Genomic DNA, 15357 nt, shown 5'->3' on the forward strand with positions numbered 1-15357 from the left:
ACCCCTCACCCGCAGACCGGGCCGACCGGTTTCCGTGGATTCGGCACTCGGAACGGCCCCGCCCGGAGAACACCCGAATACGGCACTTGGGGACAGAACCGCCCGTCCCGCACATCGGTATCCAGGAGTCCCGCGAAGAGACGTGAATATCCGGAAAAGAATGCCGGACTCTTCGATTTCTGCCCCCTTCGGGTGCAGAATAGGGCCACCTGTCGCGGCAAGTGCTGCGTATCAGGCGAGCCACCCGGCGCGCCCGTACGCGCTTGCGCGAGTTGGTGCACATCAGGCCCCGGTACCCCCTCGGACCGGCGGCCGAATTGCCCGAGAGGATTGACACCCATGGCACAGCGTGTAGTTGTCACGCTCTCCGACGACCTGGACGGCGGCTCCGCCGCGGAAACCGTCCACTTCGGCGTCGACGGGAAGTCGTACGAGATCGACCTGTCCGTGGACAACGCGGAAAAGCTGCGGGAGGCCCTCGCTCCGTTCGTCGCCGCCGGCCGCCGCCAGAGCCGCACCGGAAAGTCCTTCCGCCGCACCGCCCTCACCCCGGACCCGGCCGCCGTCCGCGCCTGGGCCCTGTCCCGCGGGATGGAACTGCCGGCCCGCGGCCGCATCCCCAAGCACGTGTACGAGGCGTTCGCCGAGGCGAACTGAGCCTCGCGGGAGTCCGCTCCCCGGTCGCCCCGCCCGCCCTGACCGAAAGGGTGGGGCGACCACCCCGAACGATGCTGTAGAGTATTCCTCGTCGCCGCAACGGAGAGATCCGAAGAGGCGGCGGGTGCCCCACCAGGCACCATGCGGACGTGGCTCAGTTGGTAGAGCATCACCTTGCCAAGGTGAGGGTCGCGAGTTCGAATCTCGTCGTCCGCTCGCAGTGCGCGAGCACAGCACAACTCAATAGTTTGACCTGCGGACGTGGCTCAGTTGGTAGAGCATCACCTTGCCAAGGTGAGGGTCGCGAGTTCGAATCTCGTCGTCCGCTCCGATACGAAGGGCCCCCTCGTTTGAGGGGGCCCTTCGGCATTCCTCCCCGCACTCCGGGCACGGCGGTGCCCCGGGCGCCGGCGATATCGGCCATGACATTTGTCATCGCCGACCCGTGGATCCCCACCGCGATGTCATGACGGCCCGCACTGCCCGCGCGGCCCGGTCGGCGGAAGGCTTGGGGCATGGAGACGAGCCGGGCGCCCCGCCCCAGCGAAGACGTGATCGAGGTCACCGACCTGCACCGCCACTACGGCGGCGGCACCACCGGGTACCACGCCGTGCGCGGCGTCGACCTGACCGTCCGCCGCGGCGAGCTGTTCGCCCTGCTCGGCACCAACGGGGCCGGCAAGACCTCCACCATGGAGGTCATCGAGGGCCTGGCCGCGCCCACCGGCGGCACCGTCCGGGTGCTCGGCCTGGACCCCCACAAGGAGCGCGCCGCCGTCCGCCCGCGGATCGGCATCATGCTCCAGGAGGGCGGCTTCCCCGGCGAGCTCACCGCCGCCGAGACCGGCCGCGTCTGGGCCGGGATGACCAGCGGCGCCCGCCCGGTGCCGGAGGCGCTGGAGCTGGTCGGCCTCGGCCACCGGGCGAACGTCCGGGTCAAGCAGCTGTCCGGCGGCGAGAAGCGCCGGCTGGACCTCGCGATGGCCCTGCTCGGCCGCCCCGAGGTGCTCTTCCTGGACGAGCCCAGCACCGGTCTCGACCCCGAGGCGCGCGCCGCCGTCTGGCAGCTGGTCCGCGAGCTGCGCGCCCAGGGCACCACGGTGCTGCTCACCACCCACTACCTGGAGGAGGCCGAGGAGCTCGCCGACCGGCTGGCCATCATGCACGGCGGCCGGGTCGTCACCTCGGGCACCGTCGCCGAGGTGATCGCCGACCGGCCCGCCCGGATCGGCTTCGAGCTTCCCGAGTTCACCGGCGCCGCACTGCCCGTCCTGGCCGGGGCCGAACTCGCGCTCGACGGCCGCAAGGTCACCGTGCAGACCCGCACGCTCCAGGACACCCTCACCGACCTGCTCGGCTGGGCCCGGCACCACGGGATCGCGCTCGGCGCCCTGGACGCCCGCAGCGCCTCGCTGGAGGAGGCCTTCCTCGCGATCGCCTCCGAGGCCGCCCACCAGAACCCCCCGCAGGCGCCCGCCGCCGACCGCCCCGCCCGCCGCCGCCTGATCGGATCCGCCCGATGACCACCACCGTCGCCACCGCCGCCACCGGTCCGCAGAGCACCGCCGCCCGCCGGCTGCTCGCCCTCGGCCGGGCCGAGGCCACCCTGCTGCTGCGCAACCGCACGGCCCTTTTCACCGCCCTGGCGCTGCCGCTGTTCCTGGTCTTCACCCTGAAGGGCGTGCTCTCCCAGCAGGCCGAGTCCAACCCCGGACTGGACGTCGACTCGCTGCTGGTCTACGGCTCGGTCGGGATGATCCTGGCCTTCGTCGTGTACTACAACCTGACCGCCGCGTACGTCGGGCGGCGCGGCGAGCTGGTCCTCAAGCGGCTGCGCACCGGCGAGGCCCGGGACATCGAGATCCTGCTCGGCACCGCCGTCCCCTCGGTCGCGCTCGGTCTGATGATGGCCGCCCTGATCGGGATCGGCGGCAGCCTCGGCCTCCACCTGGCCGTGCCGGTCAACCCGGTGCTGATGCTGGTCGGCCTGCTGCTGGCGCTGGCCACCATGATCGCCCTGGCCGCGCTGTCCAGCGCCTTCACCAGGACCGTGGAGAGCGCGGGCATCACCACCCTGCCGATCATGCTGCTGATGCAGCTCGGCTCCGGGCTGTTCATCCCGCTGGAGGTCATGCCCGAGCAGCTGGCCGACATCTGCCGCCTGCTGCCGACCACCCCGGCCTTCCAGCTGATCCGCGTCGGCTGGTTCGGCACCGACGGCTCGGCCGCCGCGACCGGCTTCGCCGGCTCCTGGGGCGCCGCCGGCTCGCACCTGGTCACCGGGGCGATCTGGCTGGGCCTGGCGGTCTGGGGCGCGGTGCGCTACTTCCGCTGGGAACCGCGCCGCTGAGCATCCAGCAGTAATCCGAAGGAACGCCCCCGGTACGGCCTCTGATATGAAGGCAGCAAGCAGGATCGTGGTCGAACTGGGGGCGGAAGAATTGAGAATGCGGTCGCCGCATCGGCACTGGGCCGGCCTGAGCAAACCCCAGCGCACCGAGCTGTACCTGCGCTGGTCGCTCTACCTGATGGCGATGTTCGTCCTGCCCGGCGTCCTGCTCGGCGCCGGGAGCGCCGTCGGCCAGACCGGGAACATCCCGGTGATCCGGATCTCCGTGCTGATCGGGCTCGCCACCACCCTGGTCCTGCTGCGGACCTACCGCGTCGCGATGGACCACTACCTCGGCCGCCCCACCGACCCCCGGCTCTGGCTCGCCCTCTCGGTCGGCCTCGCGGTGGCGGGCTCCTGGACCGTCCTGCTGTTCGGCCCCGCCGACGGCGGACCGGATAGCCCGGGCGGCCTCCCCTTCACCCTGTTCGTCACCAGCACCCTGCTGCTGTTCACCCACGGCCCGGTGTGCGTGGCGCTGACTCCCCGCCGGGCCGCCGTCGTCGGGCTGGGCATGCTGCTGGCCGTCTTCCCGGCCGCGGTACTCGCCGGGATCGACCCCGCCGGCACCGCCGGCTACCTGACCGGACTGACCGTCGGGATGGCCCTCCTCGGCCCCAGCTGCCGCAGCTTCGCCTGGCTCACCTCGATCGTCTGGGAGCTGGACGCCGCCCGCGAGGCCCAGTCCCGGCTGGCCGTGGCCGAGGAGCGGCTGCGCTTCTCCCGCGACCTCCACGACGTGATGGGCCGCAACCTCACCACCATCGCGCTGAAGAGCGAGCTCGCCGTCCAGCTCGCCCGCCGGGGGCGCGAGGAGGCCGCCGACCAGATGGCCGAGGTGCAGAAGATCGCCCAGGAGTCGCAGCGCGAGGTCCGGGACGTCATCCGCGGCTACCGCACCGCCGACCTGCACGCCGAGGCGATCGGCGCCCGGGCGGTGCTGCGCTCGGCCGACGTCTCCTGCGAGATCGACCTCGGCGAGCACGCCGACCGGCTGCCGGGCCCGGTCCAGTCGGTGTTCGGCTGGGTGATCCGCGAGGCCACCACCAACGTGCTGCGGCACAGCGAGGCCGGCCGCTGCCTGATCCGGCTGCGGACCGAGGACGGTCGGGCCGTACTGGAGCTGGAGAATGACGGGGTGCCCGACATCCCGTTCCCCTCCCAGGGCAGCGGCACCGGGCTGCGCGGACTGCGCGAGCGGCTCGCCGCCCACGACGGCGAACTGACCGTGTCGACCGCCGAGGCGGGCGTCTTCCGGATGCTCGCCACCGTCCCGCTCCCCCGCTGAGGAAGAAAGACCGCCCGATGACCGAGAACGCCGCGCCCGTCCGCGTCCTGCTCGCCGACGACGAGCACCTGATCCGGGGCGCGCTGGCCGCGCTGCTCTCGCTGGAGGACGACATCGAGGTGGTCGCCCAGGCCGGCTCCGGCACCGAGGCGCTGGCGATGGCGCTGGCCCACCGCCCGGACGTCGCGGTGCTGGACCTCCAGATGCCGGGCAAGGACGGCATCGAGGTGGCCGCCCAGCTGCGGCTGGCGCTGCCGGACTGCCGCTGCATGATCGTCACCGGCCACGGCCGCCCCGGCTACCTGAAGCGGGCGCTGGAGGTCGGGGTGCGCGGCTTCCTGCCGAAGACCGTCTCGGCGGCGGACCTGGCCGGCATCATCCGCACCGTGCGTTCCGGCGGCCGGTACGTGGACCCCGAGCTGGCGGCGGACGCGATCAGCGCCGGCGAGACCCCGCTGACCCCGCGCGAGACGGACGTCCTGGAGCTGGCCGCCGACGGCACCCCGATCGCCGAGATCGCCGAACGGGCCTCGCTCTCCCAGGGCACCGTGCGCAACTACCTGTCCTCGGCGGCCACCAAGCTGGGCGCGGAGAACCGCCACGCGGCGGTGCGGATCGCCCGCGAGCACGGCTGGATCTGAGGCCGTGCCCGCGGGCGGTCGAGCGGGTCAGGCCCAGGTGGTCCCGGTCAGCCGCTCGTACACGTCGATGTACTTGGCGCGGGTCAGCTCGACGACCTCGGCCGGCAGCGCCGGCGGCGGCTGCTCGCTGTAGCGGTCCCAGCCGGAGTCCGGGGAGACCAGCCAGTCGCGGATCAGCTGCTTGTCGAAGGAGGACTGCGAGCGGCCCGCCTCGTACTCGTCGGCCGGCCAGTAGCGGGAGGAGTCCGGGGTGAGCACCTCGTCGCCGATCACCAGCTCGCCGTCCAGCAGGCCGAACTCGAACTTGGTGTCGGCCAGGATGATGCCGCGCTCGCGGGCGATGTCCCGGGCCCGGGCGTAGACGTCCAGGGTGGTGCGGCGCAACTGCGCGGCGAGTTCGGCGCCGATCCGGCGGGCGGTCTCCTCGTAGGAGACGTTCTCGTCGTGCTCGCCGACCTCGGCCTTGAGCGCGGGGGTGTAGATCGGGGCGGGCAGCTCGGAGCTGTTCTCCAGGCCCTCCGGCAGCGCGATGCCGCAGACCGTGCGGCTCTCCTGGTACTCGGCCAGGCCGGAGCCGGCCAGGTAGCCGCGGGCGACCGCCTCGACCGGGATCATCTCCAGGCTGCGGCAGACCAGCGTGCGGCCCTTCCAGTCGGCCGGGGCGCCGGCCGGGACCTCGGTGGAGATCACGTGGTTGGGAACGATGTCGGCGATCCGCTCGAACCACCACAGCGACAGCTGGGTGAGGATGCGGCCCTTGTCCGGGATCTCGTTCGGCAGCACCCAGTCGTGGGCGGACGTCCGGTCGCTGGCCACCATGACCAGCTCGCCCGAACCGGTGCGGTAGAGGTCGCGCACCTTGCCGGTGTGCAGGTGGACCAGGCCGGGTACCTGGACCGGCTCGGGCTTGGTGACAAATCCGCTCAAGGTGTTCAGTCCTCAGGGGTCGTTCACGGGCGGGGGCACCGCGAAAGGGGAGGTCACTGCCCCCGCAGTCTTTCACGCCCGCCGGAACGCCGGTCCTCCGGCCACCGAGCGCCGGTTCCCGGCCACCGTGGTCAGTGCGGCTGGTTCTTGCAGAGCCGGTCCAGCAGGTTGGCGGTGGCCCGCTGGATGCGCTCGTCGGTCAGCCCCGGGCGCCCCAGCGCGGGCGACCAGGCGAAGGTGCCGGCCGCGAAGACGTACGCGCCGCTGGGCGCGCGGTACAGCGAGGTCTCCTGGTAGCGGGTGCGGCCGGCCGGGTCCTGGTACGGCGAGTGCGCCAGCAGCACCCGCTCGACGTGCTCGGGCAGCGCCACCTTGGGGTAGTAGCGGTCGGCCTCGCCGGCGACCAGCCCGGGCAGCTCGTCGCCCTCCTGGAGGCCGGTGCCGTCCCAGAGCCAGTGCGCGGTGTGCCGGGCGACCAGCGGGACGGGCGCGGCGACCCGCCCCGAGTACTGCACCCCGAGCAGGTGCTGCTCGGGCTCCCCGGCGTCCCGCCACAGCGCGCTGGCCGCGCCGGGCGCCCCGGCGGCCGGGCTGCCGGCGCCGACCTTCTGCCGCTTGCGGCAGTTGAGCAGCCGGTTGGGCTCGCCGGAGGCGGCGGCGGTCAGCTCGACCCGCCAGTACATGGTGTTGGCGGAGAGGAACACCAGCGAGGTGCCGCCGTCCCTGGCCCGCTCGGCGGCCCGGCGCATCGGCTCGGACCAGTACTCGTCGTGGCCGGGGAAGACCAGCGCCCGGTGCCGGGACGGGTCCACCAGGCCGGCGTGCAGGTCGGTGGCGGTGGCGTAGGAGAGGTCGTAGCCGAAGCGCTCGGCCCAGCGGATGAAGTCGTACGCGTGGCCGACGTGCAGCGGCAGTCCGGCGGTGGCGTGCGGGCGGTCGAAGGAGACGGTGACGGCCGCCTCCGGCTCGCCGACCAGGCCGCCCCGGCCGTCCCAGGCGTGGTAGAGGCTGGCGCCGGTCCGGCCGTCCTCGGGGAACAGGTTGTACGCCTGCCAGGTCACGTCCGGGAGCACCAGGAGCAGTTCGGCGGTGCGCGCCCGGTCCTCGAAGTCCCGGACGGTGAAGGGGATGTGGCTGCGGTGCAGCATGTCCGCGGTGGTCAGCACGGCGACGTAGGCGCCGGGCTTCCAGTGCGCCGGGATCTGTTGCCGCCAGGAGTGCCACCAGTGGTGGCAGGAGACCGTCCGGTCGACCACCAGCGGGGCGGGCTGGGCGAGGCCGGCGATCGACGGGCTGGCGGTCATGTGGCGGGCGCCGTCACCGCCGTAGTGGCCGATCCGGAAGATGTTCACGGTGAACTCGCGGGGCGGGTTGACGGTGACCCGGAAGTCCACCGAGCCGCCGGGGCGGACCACCCCGGCCGAGGCGAAGCCCTTGATCTGCTGGTCCACGTCGTTGGCGCCCTGCGGGGTTCCGACGGACGGCTTCCTGCGGACTCCGGCCGTCAGCGACTGCTGGCCCGGCGCGCCCACCGAGACGTACCAGGGCACGGCGCCCTCCGCCCCGGCCAGGTACTGGTCCGGGCTGCGCAGCCAGGGCAGCGGGCCCTGGCCGAAGGGGTCGGAGACGCTGTAGGCGTGCGTCCCCGACTCCCAGCGGCGGTTGAGTTCGGTCCCCACGCGCCCCTCCCAGGTGCACTTCCGCCCGGTTGGCACGTGCCCCCCGGATGTGCGTGCGGTCTAATACACCACAGACTGCTGGCGCAGCGTCACCCTCCGGTAGCGATTGGTGCGGGGAATCTCGCGCGCCTCCCGGGAGGGGCCTCCGGCCTGCGAAAACGCCCGGCGGCCGGCCCTTTTGGGGGCGCGTGCGGCGGTGCCGAGCGCCCTCCTGTGACGCCCGGGACGTCAGAGGCGCACGGGTTTCTCAAGACGGACGTCGGCGGCGTCCAGCCAGGCGCGCAGCGGACCGTCCTGGCCCTGCTCGACGGCCTGGGCGACCGGACCGGCCAGGTCGGTGCGGCGCACCCCGCCGAGCAGCAGCACCGGGCCGTCCAGCCAGTCCAGGCCGGGGGCGCCGCCGGCGGTGTCCACGGCGGCGCAGCAGACCATCGCGGTGACGTGGTCGACCAGCAGGTCGCGGCCGCTGCGGTCGGGTTCGAGCAGCGGGGCCGGGGCGGTGGTGCGGGCCAGCTGGGCGGCGAGCGCGGCGGCCAGCAGCTCTCCGTCGCCCTCGGCGAGCCGGCCCAGCAGCCGGGTGAGGGTCGGGGCGCCGGGGCGGGACTGCGGGGCGAGCCGGTCCAGGGCGGTCTGAAGGGTGGCGGCGCCCGCCCGCCAGCCGGCGTCCACCACCTCGGCCGGGTAGTCGGCCCACTCCAGCTCGCGCCAGGCGCCGGCCGCCGGGCGGCCGAAGAACAGGTCGGCGGCGAGCCGGGAGACCGCCCGGTCGACGGTGCCGGGCTCCTCCAGCAGGTCGCAGGCGGGGCGGTCACCGAGCCGGCTGCCGTAGCCGTCGGCCAGCCGGTCGCGCCGGGACAGCTCGGTGAGCGCGGCGACCACGCCGGCGTTGAGGTGGGCCGGGTGGCGGCCGAGCCGCCAGGCGGGCAGCGCGACCCGGGTGAGCAGCCGGTCCCAGCCCGCGTAGGCCAGGCCGACCTGCTCCTGGGCTGCGATCCGCAGTCCGTAGTCGACCGTCCTGGCCTGCTCGGAGGCCCAGCTCGCGACCGAGCGCTCCAGCTCGGCGGAGTGGCCCCGGCAGGCGCCGAGCAGGCGGCGCACGACCCTGCGGACGATCCGGTCGGCGAGCGCGGCCGGACCGCGCCGGGGCGGCCGGGGCGGGGCGGCCAGGGTGGCGCCGCCGAGACCGGGGGCCGCGCCGGCGCCGGAGTCCAGACAGGCGTCCAGGCTGCGCAGGAAGCGCCGGGCGGCGGCGATCTCCGGGTCGGCGGAGGCGGCGGTGCCGGCCACCACGGGGGCGAGCAGGGCGCGCAGTTCACCGGCCCGCATCCACCACAGGAAGGGCGAGCCGATCACCAGGACGGGGGCGGGCGCCCCCGGGTCCCGCCGCGACGGAGCCGTCCGCCGGCTCGGCGGGACGTCCTCCAGCCAGCTGTCGCAGTCCGGGGTGAGGGCCACGGCGGAGGGCGCGGGCACCTCCAGCCGGTCCGCCAGCTCGCCGATCAGCCGGTACAGCTCGGGGGCCTCGGCGCGCTCCAGCGGGACGGCCGGGGTGCGCGGCGGGACGGTCCGGTGCAGGGCCCGGGCGGTCAGCCCGGCCACCGCCAGGGTCAGCGCGGCGACCGCGCAGACCGCCCAGCGGGCGGCGTCCCAGCCCGCGGCGTCGGCGGCCCCGGGCGCGCCGATCCGGCCGGTGAACCGGCCGGCGAGCAGGACCACCGCCACGGCGGCGGGCAGGGCGGCGGCGGCCCGGGCGAGGCCTCGGATCCGCAGCACCACCTGGGCGTGAGCGCGCGCGATGTCGATTGCGGCCATACGGTGCGGCACCCCCTTCGGAGCCCTCGGGCGCCCGGCTTCGGGCCCTGAGCCGACTCGAAACGATCAGTTCCGACCGGGAAGCGGAGGCGTCCGATCCCGGTAGTGCATGCTGCGTGGCGCTACTGACATTTTCGACGCCCCGGTCCGGGTGGGCGTTCCGGATCACCCCGGTTTCCACTCGTCCCGGTGACACCGCCCGGTTGTTCCGGTGACGCCGCCCGGTTGTTCCGGTGACACCGCCCGGACGCCGGCGACCGGTCCGGTGCGAAGCACCCCGACGACCGACCGGCCGGACGCCGTCCAGCATCCCCCCGTGGGAGCACCGCTACCCGGCGGCGACCCCGGCGCACGGGCCCCGCGCACCGCGATCCAGCGCACCATAAGGCCGCGCGGCCGGTTGCGTCAGCCGGATGCGGGTGCTGTCACCCGATGGGCTGGAATCCGTCGGCCGAACGGTGCGTCGGCCTCCGCAACCGCTCCAGCCCCGAAACGCCGGGAACGCTGCGCCCATGGGGTTGACCGGTGGGCTCGGATGTTCGAATCCCGCTCGCCCCTGCTGGTACGGGCGGCTGCGGGCCCCCGCCCGCACCGCGGTGGCACGCACCGCGGCCCCCGCGCGAACGGTTCGCACGGGGGCCGCGGGCAGAGCGGGCGGGGGGCTCAGGCGGTGGCCGCCTTCAGCGCGATGTCGGTGCGGTGCTGGCCGCCCTTGAGGGAGATCCGGTCCACCGCGGCGTACGCGCGGTCGCGTGCCTCGGCCAGGTCGGTGCCGGTCGCGGTGACCGACAGGACGCGGCCGCCGGCGCTCAGCACCCGGCCGTCCTCGTCCGCCTTCGTCCCGGCGTGCAGCACGAACGCGGTGCCGTCCGCCTCCGCCTCGGCCAGGCCCTCGATCGGGTCGCCGGTGCGCGGGGCGTCCGGGTAGCCCTCGGAGGCGACGACCACGGTGACGGCCGCGCCCTCGTCCCAGCGCAGCGGCTCCAGCTGGTCCAGGCTTCCGGTGGCGGAGGCGAGCAGCACGCCCGCCAGCGGGGTGCGCAGCCGGGCCAGCACGACCTGGGTCTCCGGGTCGCCGAAGCGGGCGTTGAACTCGATCACCCGGGTGCCGCGCGAGGTGAGCGCCAGGCCCGCGTACAGCAGGCCGGAGAACTCGGTGCCGCGGCGGCGCAGCTCGTCCACGGTCGGCTGGAGGACGGTCTCCATGACCTCCTCGACCAGCCCGGCGGGCGCCCACGGCAGCGGGGAGTAGGCGCCCATGCCGCCGGTGTTCGGGCCCTCGTCGCCGTCCAGCGCGCGCTTGAAGTCCTGGGCGGGCTGGAGCGGGACGACGGTGGTGCCGTCGGTGATCGCGAACAGCGAGACCTCGGGGCCGTCCAGGTACTCCTCGATGACCACGCGCTCGCAGCCGGCGGCGTGCGCCAGCGCGGCCTCGCGGTCGGAGGTGACCACGACGCCCTTGCCGGCGGCCAGGCCGTCGTCCTTGACCACGTACGGGGCGCCGAAGGCGTCCAGCGCCTCGGCGGCCTCGGCCGCGGTGGTGCAGACGTAGGACCGGGCGGTGGGGACGCCGGCCGCGGCCATCACATCCTTGGCGAAGGCCTTCGAGCCCTCCAGTTCGGCGGCCGCGGCGGACGGGCCGAACACCGGGACGCCGGCCGCGCGCACGGCGTCCGCGACGCCGGCCACCAGCGGGGCCTCCGGGCCGACCACCACCAGGGCGGCACCGAGCCGGCCGGCCAGCGCGGCGACCTGCGCGCCGTCCAGCTGGTCGACCGGGTGGACCGTCGCGACCTGCGCGATCCCGGCGTTGCCCGGGGCACAGTGCAGTTCGGTCACTGCGGGATCTTGGGACAGGGAGCGGCACAGGGCGTGTTCGCGGGCGCCGCCGCCGATGACGAGGACCTTCACGCCTGGCAGCGTAGTCGGTGGCCTGTTCCGGCCGCTCTCCGGTCCCGTCGGATCCTCCAGCGGAGGAGCTCCGTACGCCGAAGATGTCGGAGGATCCTCCAAGCCCGACGGGGCCGGTTCGGCGGTGGGTGGTCGGGTCACGACGTCGGGTCACCGACCCCTCGCTCGGACGGGTGAAATCTCGCCGCCTCCCGCAACCCGCCCACCTCGGGTTCCGTTGGCCGAAACCGGTAACGATCAGCGGAGAAGCGCCCCCACGGTCAGCCATTTGGCGGTAAGAAGTGCTGTTGGAGAACCACCGGCGGACACCACGTCAGCCGTTGCGCCGACAGAGCCAGCAGTCCGCCCGCCACAGGGAGCCCCACAGGTGAGCCAGCCGGAAATGCAGCCCGAGGAGAGTGCCTGGGGCAAGGAGATCGGTGAGGAGGACCCGCCCGCCGCCGCCGTCGTCCGACGGGCCTCCACCCGCCAGCGGGCCGATCTGAGCACCCGCCAGTTCCCGCTGGGGGACTGGGGCGAGCCCGCCGAACGGCTGGAGGAGCTCTACCGCTGGTCCGAGGAGCGGGCGGTCGAGGCGATCGAGTGGTACCGCCGGGACCGCGTCTGGAAGCGCCGCTGGGCCCGCGTGCTGCGGTTCGGCGCGGCCGGCTTCGCGGTGGGCGGGGTGACCGCCCCGCTGGTCGACCTGGCCGGCGCCTTCGCGCACGGCACCGGCTGGGGCTACGTCGGCTTCGCGCTCTCCGCCGCCTGCCTGGCCACCGACCGGGTCTTCGGCCTCACCTCCGGCTGGATGCGGGACGTCTCCACCGGCCAGGCCCTGCAACGCCGCCTGGAGGCCTTCCAGTTCGACTGGGCGTCGGAGTGCGTGCGCGAGGTGCTCGGCCCGACCGAGGGCACCGCGGGCGAGGCCGCCGAGCGCTGCCTGGGCGTGCTGCGCCGGTTCTGCGAGGACGTCTCGGACATGGTCCGCTCCGAGACCTCGGAGTGGATGCTGGAGTTCCGCGCCTCGATGACCCAGCTGCCCACCCAGTCCGGCGGGGCCTGGGGCGGGCGCAGCGAGCCCGGGGTGGGCGCCCAGGTGCGGGTGCTGCCGCCGCCGGGCACCCGGCCGACCATGCCGCGCCAGCGGCCGCCGGAGGGGCCGCTGCGCTAAGGCGTGTCCGCCTGGAGCCCGTCCGCCCGGCGTCAGGCGAAGACGATCATCGAGCCCTGGGTGACGCTCCTGGTCGCCGCCGCGTACAGGCCCGACCAGGCGTGCCGCTCCCGGGCGAAGGGGTGGACGTCGTCGATCGGCGGCCCGAACGGCTGCTCCAGGCCGGTCGGGCCGAGCGGCCGGGTCGGGTCCGGCGGGTTGAGCGGGTCGATGCCCAGCGCCGGTGCGACGGCCTGGAGTTCGCGCAGCAGCCCGTGGCTGGAGCCGAGCGGGCCGCCGGCGGCGAGCAGCGTGTCGTCCACCAGCGGCACCGCGAACTCGACCGGCACGTACGCGCCGGCGTGGTCGAAGTGCCAGACCAGGTGCGACTGTTCGGCGCTGCTCTCGAACATCTCCAGCAACTGCTCGTAGTCGCCGCCGAGCGCGTCGACCGGGGTGATGTCCAGGCCGGTGAGGCCCAACAGGTAGGCGCGGCGCAGGAAGTGCAGCGAGTCGTAGTCGAAGGCGGCTATCGGCTCGACCGCGCCGCTGATGCCCGGGACGAACCGGTAGACCGGCACCTCGGGCAGCCCGCGCGAGGCCAGCACCGAGTTGTAGAGCGCGAGGTCGTCCCGGAAGGGGTTGTCGGGGCTGTGGCTCAGCGCGTCCACCAGCGGGACGAGCCAGAGGTCGCAGGCCATGGCCGGCAGTTCCTCTCCGGAGGCGGGGATCGCCCGCGCGGGCGGGGCGACGACGGGGGTCGGGTCGGTACCCGGACGGCCTTTCAGGAGGCGCCCGGTCCGATGACCGCCCACCCTACCGGCCCGGCGCGGCGTGCGGGTCGGGCCGTCCCCGAGGGCCCTCCGGGGGCGGTTCGGACAGCCGTCGGCCGAACCGGCCGTACGGCACCGTGCGCGGCTGCGGCACCAGCCCGAGGCCCAGTCCCAGCTCACGGCCGAGTTCCCGGCCCACCTCGGCGCTGCGGGTCCGCCCGGTGCGGGCCGCACCGGGCCCGGCACCGGGCTCGGCACCGGCCTCGGGCTCGTCGCCCGGCTCCGGCGGGGCCGCCGGCGCGGGCGGCGGTTCGACCGGCACCGGCGCCGGCTCCTCCCCGACGAACTCGGTGAGCAGGTCCAGCACGGTCACCGACTCCAGCGGCTGCCCGGCCAGCCCGGCCAGCAGCCGGACGGTGTACAGGTTGTACTCGCAGATGATCCGGTGCGCGCCGAGCGCATCGCGGGCCTCGATCGCCGCGACCAGGTCCGGGTGGCGCTCCCAGCAGATCCCGCCCAGCGCGGGCAGCTCCCGCAGGTAGGGCGCGGCGAACATCCAGGACTGCACCCGCAGCCAGTCCAGGTAGTCGGCGATCCGGCGGTTGCCGAGCAGCGCGCCGACCTCCTGCCAGAACCGGCGGTCGCAGCCCACCATGACGTCCAGGTTCCCGGCCCGGGCCGCCCGCACCGCCGCGTCGGCCCGCCGGTGCAGCGAGGGCAGCCGGCCGAGGTCGGGCAGTGCCCGGCGGGTGGCGTACTGGCGGTGGAAGCTGTCGGTGATCAGCACCCGGGACTCGAAGATCTCCAGGAAGTCGTCCCACCCCAGCTCGGGCACGGTGAAGCCGCGGTGGTGCTCGGCCCGCAGCAGGCCCTGCGCGCCGAGGTCGACCAGGGCCTCGCGGGCCGGGGTCGCGGAGACGCCGTACAGCTCGGCGATCTCCTTGACGGTGAAGTTGCGGCCGGCCGCGAGCCGGCCGGCCATCATCTCCTCGCGCAGCGCGCCGGCGATCTGCTCGCGCAGGCTGTTGCGGTGGATGACGGGGCGGGGGGTGTCGCCTGCGCCGTTGTCAGGCATGGGGCGACCTCCTCGGGCGGCCTACCGTGCCGGCCCTCGTCCGGGCCGGCGGGGAACACGACGAGTGCTCATCTTCTCAAACCCGACCGACCCAGGTACGAACCAACCCTCCGGAACGCCGTCCCCGGCGCCCCGCCCACCCCCGCTCAGCGCTGGACCGGCGCCGGAATCCCCAGCAGGCGGTCCCGCAGCACCGGGAACTCCGCGCGCGCCTTCGCCACCTCGGCCGGATCGAACTCGACCGTCAGGACCTCCTCGCCCGCCCCCGCCTCGGCCAGCACCCGGCCCCACGGGTCCACCACGATGCTGTGCCCGGCCTGCTCGACCCCGGCGTGCGTCCCGGCGGTGTTGCAGGCCAGCACGAAGGCCTGCTCCTCCACCGCCCGGGCCCGGGCCAGCAGCGTCCAGTGCTCGCGCCGCCGGGCGGGCCAGGCCGCCGGCACCACCAGCAGCTGCGCCCCGGCGTCCAGCAGCGCCCGGAACAGCTCCGGGAAGCGCAGGTCGTAGCAGGTGGCCAGGCCCAGCGTGGCGAAGTCGGTGGGCGCGGTGACGATCTCCTGCCCGGCGCCCATCACCACCGCCTCGCCGCTGTCGAAGCCGAAGCGGTGGATCTTGCGGTACGTGTGCACCAGCTCGCCGTCCGGGGAGAACAGCAGCGAGGTGTTGTAGATCGGCCCGTCCGGATCGCGTTCGACGACCGAACCGGCGTGCAGCCAGACCCCGGCGGCCCGCGCGGCGGCCGACATCGCGTCCGAGGTGGGCCCGTCCAGCGTCTCCGCACCGTCCGACCAGAGGTCGTAGGCGAAGCCGCCGAGCGGCCACAGCTCCGGGAGCACCACCAGGTCGGCGCCCTGCTGTGCCCGTACCAGGGCCGCCGCCCGAGCCCTCCGCTCGGCGGGCGGCTCCTCGTCGGAGACCGCGAGTTGGATCAATGAAGCGCGCACAGTACCACCGTCCACGGCAAGAGACCTACGATCGTCACCCGAAAGCGCTGCCCAGCTGTCTCCCGGCAGCGTAACGTGCGGTTAGCGTGCGCGCCCGGAAAGCCGGACCATCCCGGTCGGCCGTGACGG

Annotated in this window: 13 protein-coding genes and 2 tRNA genes; 8 read left to right on the forward strand and 7 right to left on the reverse strand. The window is 74.4% G+C overall.

All coding sequences use genetic code 11. The annotated features are described in order from the left end of the window. Positions 1-339: 339 nt before the first annotated feature. The 7 genes from ACFVGO_RS01860 to ACFVGO_RS01890 all read left to right on the forward strand — a co-directional run bounded on the left by ACFVGO_RS01860 (position 340) and on the right by ACFVGO_RS01890 (position 4975). A complete protein-coding gene (locus tag ACFVGO_RS01860) occupies positions 340-657 on the forward strand; it encodes an Lsr2 family protein (protein WP_359897715.1) in 318 nt (105 codons plus the stop codon). A 143-nt stretch (positions 658-800) separates the two neighbouring features. Beyond that, positions 801-873 (forward strand) — tRNA-Gly (locus ACFVGO_RS01865). A 39-nt stretch (positions 874-912) separates the two neighbouring features. Next, positions 913-985: transfer RNA gene (locus ACFVGO_RS01870), tRNA-Gly, on the forward strand. Between the two features lie 187 nt (positions 986-1172). After that, the gene (locus ACFVGO_RS01875) at positions 1173-2180 is read left to right on the forward strand and encodes an ABC transporter ATP-binding protein (RefSeq protein ID WP_380353416.1); all 1008 of its coding nucleotides are present in this window, start codon (positions 1173-1175) and stop codon (positions 2178-2180) included. Continuing rightward, positions 2177-3007 carry an ABC transporter permease gene (locus ACFVGO_RS01880; protein WP_380630610.1) on the forward strand — a complete coding sequence of 277 codons (831 nt, stop codon included), beginning with the start codon at positions 2177-2179 and terminating at the stop codon, positions 3005-3007. Before ACFVGO_RS01875 ends, ACFVGO_RS01880 begins: the two co-directional genes overlap by 4 nt. 97 nt (positions 3008-3104) lie before the next feature. After that, positions 3105-4334 carry a sensor histidine kinase gene (locus ACFVGO_RS01885; protein ID WP_359897712.1) on the forward strand — a complete coding sequence of 410 codons (1230 nt, stop codon included), beginning with the start codon at positions 3105-3107 and terminating at the stop codon, positions 4332-4334. A 17-nt stretch (positions 4335-4351) separates the two neighbouring features. Beyond that, the gene (locus ACFVGO_RS01890; RefSeq protein ID WP_359897711.1) at positions 4352-4975 is read left to right on the forward strand and encodes a response regulator transcription factor; all 624 of its coding nucleotides are present in this window, start codon (positions 4352-4354) and stop codon (positions 4973-4975) included. A 27-nt stretch (positions 4976-5002) separates the two neighbouring features. Here the strand turns inward: ACFVGO_RS01890 and ACFVGO_RS01895 are convergent, their stop codons facing one another. The 4 genes from ACFVGO_RS01895 to purD all read right to left on the reverse strand — a co-directional run bounded on the left by ACFVGO_RS01895 (position 5003) and on the right by purD (position 11304). Beyond that, positions 5003-5902 (reverse strand): phosphoribosylaminoimidazolesuccinocarboxamide synthase, encoded by a 900-nt coding sequence (locus tag ACFVGO_RS01895; protein ID WP_380630611.1) that lies wholly within the window; start codon positions 5900-5902, stop codon positions 5003-5005. Between the two features lie 131 nt (positions 5903-6033). Further along, positions 6034-7581 carry a N,N-dimethylformamidase beta subunit family domain-containing protein gene (locus ACFVGO_RS01900; RefSeq protein ID WP_380353407.1) on the reverse strand — a complete coding sequence of 516 codons (1548 nt, stop codon included), beginning with the start codon at positions 7579-7581 and terminating at the stop codon, positions 6034-6036. Between the two features lie 228 nt (positions 7582-7809). Then, positions 7810-9393: a hypothetical protein gene (locus ACFVGO_RS01905; protein WP_359897707.1), complete on the reverse strand. Its 1584-nt coding sequence runs from the start codon at positions 9391-9393 to the stop codon at positions 7810-7812. A 663-nt stretch (positions 9394-10056) separates the two neighbouring features. Continuing rightward, positions 10057-11304 (reverse strand): phosphoribosylamine--glycine ligase, encoded by a 1248-nt coding sequence (gene purD / locus ACFVGO_RS01910; RefSeq protein ID WP_359897706.1) that lies wholly within the window; start codon positions 11302-11304, stop codon positions 10057-10059. Between the two features lie 367 nt (positions 11305-11671). Here purD and ACFVGO_RS01915 point away from each other — a divergent pair, with 367 nt between their 5' ends. Beyond that, positions 11672-12457, forward strand: a complete 786-nt coding sequence (locus ACFVGO_RS01915; protein ID WP_359897705.1) for an SLATT domain-containing protein — start codon at positions 11672-11674, stop codon at positions 12455-12457. A 32-nt stretch (positions 12458-12489) separates the two neighbouring features. On the opposite strand, the gene ACFVGO_RS01920 is transcribed toward ACFVGO_RS01915, so the two are convergent. The 3 genes from ACFVGO_RS01920 to ACFVGO_RS01930 form a co-directional block, all read right to left on the reverse strand. After that, positions 12490-13137: a hypothetical protein gene (locus ACFVGO_RS01920; RefSeq protein ID WP_359897704.1), complete on the reverse strand. Its 648-nt coding sequence runs from the start codon at positions 13135-13137 to the stop codon at positions 12490-12492. 115 nt (positions 13138-13252) lie between these two features. Beyond that, a complete protein-coding gene (locus ACFVGO_RS01925) occupies positions 13253-14284 on the reverse strand; it encodes a GntR family transcriptional regulator (RefSeq protein ID WP_380630615.1) in 1032 nt (343 codons plus the stop codon). Between the two features lie 146 nt (positions 14285-14430). After that, a complete protein-coding gene (locus ACFVGO_RS01930; protein WP_359897701.1) occupies positions 14431-15228 on the reverse strand; it encodes a carbon-nitrogen family hydrolase in 798 nt (265 codons plus the stop codon). Positions 15229-15357: the final 129 nt, after the last annotated feature.

The organism is Kitasatospora sp. NPDC057738, assembly GCF_042798815.1.
Taxonomy (GTDB): domain Bacteria; phylum Actinomycetota; class Actinomycetes; order Streptomycetales; family Streptomycetaceae; genus Kitasatospora; species Kitasatospora lactacystinica.

What these genes read in the sequence shown, in the direction of transcription:
- ACFVGO_RS01860 (WP_359897715.1), top strand. Translation starts at nt 340, where the DNA reads ATGGCACAGCGTGTAGTTGTCACGCTCTCCGACGACCTGGACGGCGGC.
- ACFVGO_RS01885 (WP_359897712.1), top strand. Translation starts at nt 3,105, where the DNA reads ATGCGGTCGCCGCATCGGCACTGGGCCGGCCTGAGCAAACCCCAGCGC.
- ACFVGO_RS01905 (WP_359897707.1), bottom strand. Translation starts at nt 9,393, where the DNA reads ATGGCCGCAATCGACATCGCGCGCGCTCACGCCCAGGTGGTGCTGCGG.
- ACFVGO_RS01890 (WP_359897711.1), top strand. Translation starts at nt 4,352, where the DNA reads ATGACCGAGAACGCCGCGCCCGTCCGCGTCCTGCTCGCCGACGACGAG.
- ACFVGO_RS01880 (WP_380630610.1), top strand. Translation starts at nt 2,177, where the DNA reads ATGACCACCACCGTCGCCACCGCCGCCACCGGTCCGCAGAGCACCGCC.
- ACFVGO_RS01925 (WP_380630615.1), bottom strand. Translation starts at nt 14,284, where the DNA reads ATGCCTGACAACGGCGCAGGCGACACCCCCCGCCCCGTCATCCACCGC.
- ACFVGO_RS01875 (WP_380353416.1), top strand. Translation starts at nt 1,173, where the DNA reads ATGGAGACGAGCCGGGCGCCCCGCCCCAGCGAAGACGTGATCGAGGTC.
- ACFVGO_RS01920 (WP_359897704.1), bottom strand. Translation starts at nt 13,137, where the DNA reads ATGGCCTGCGACCTCTGGCTCGTCCCGCTGGTGGACGCGCTGAGCCAC.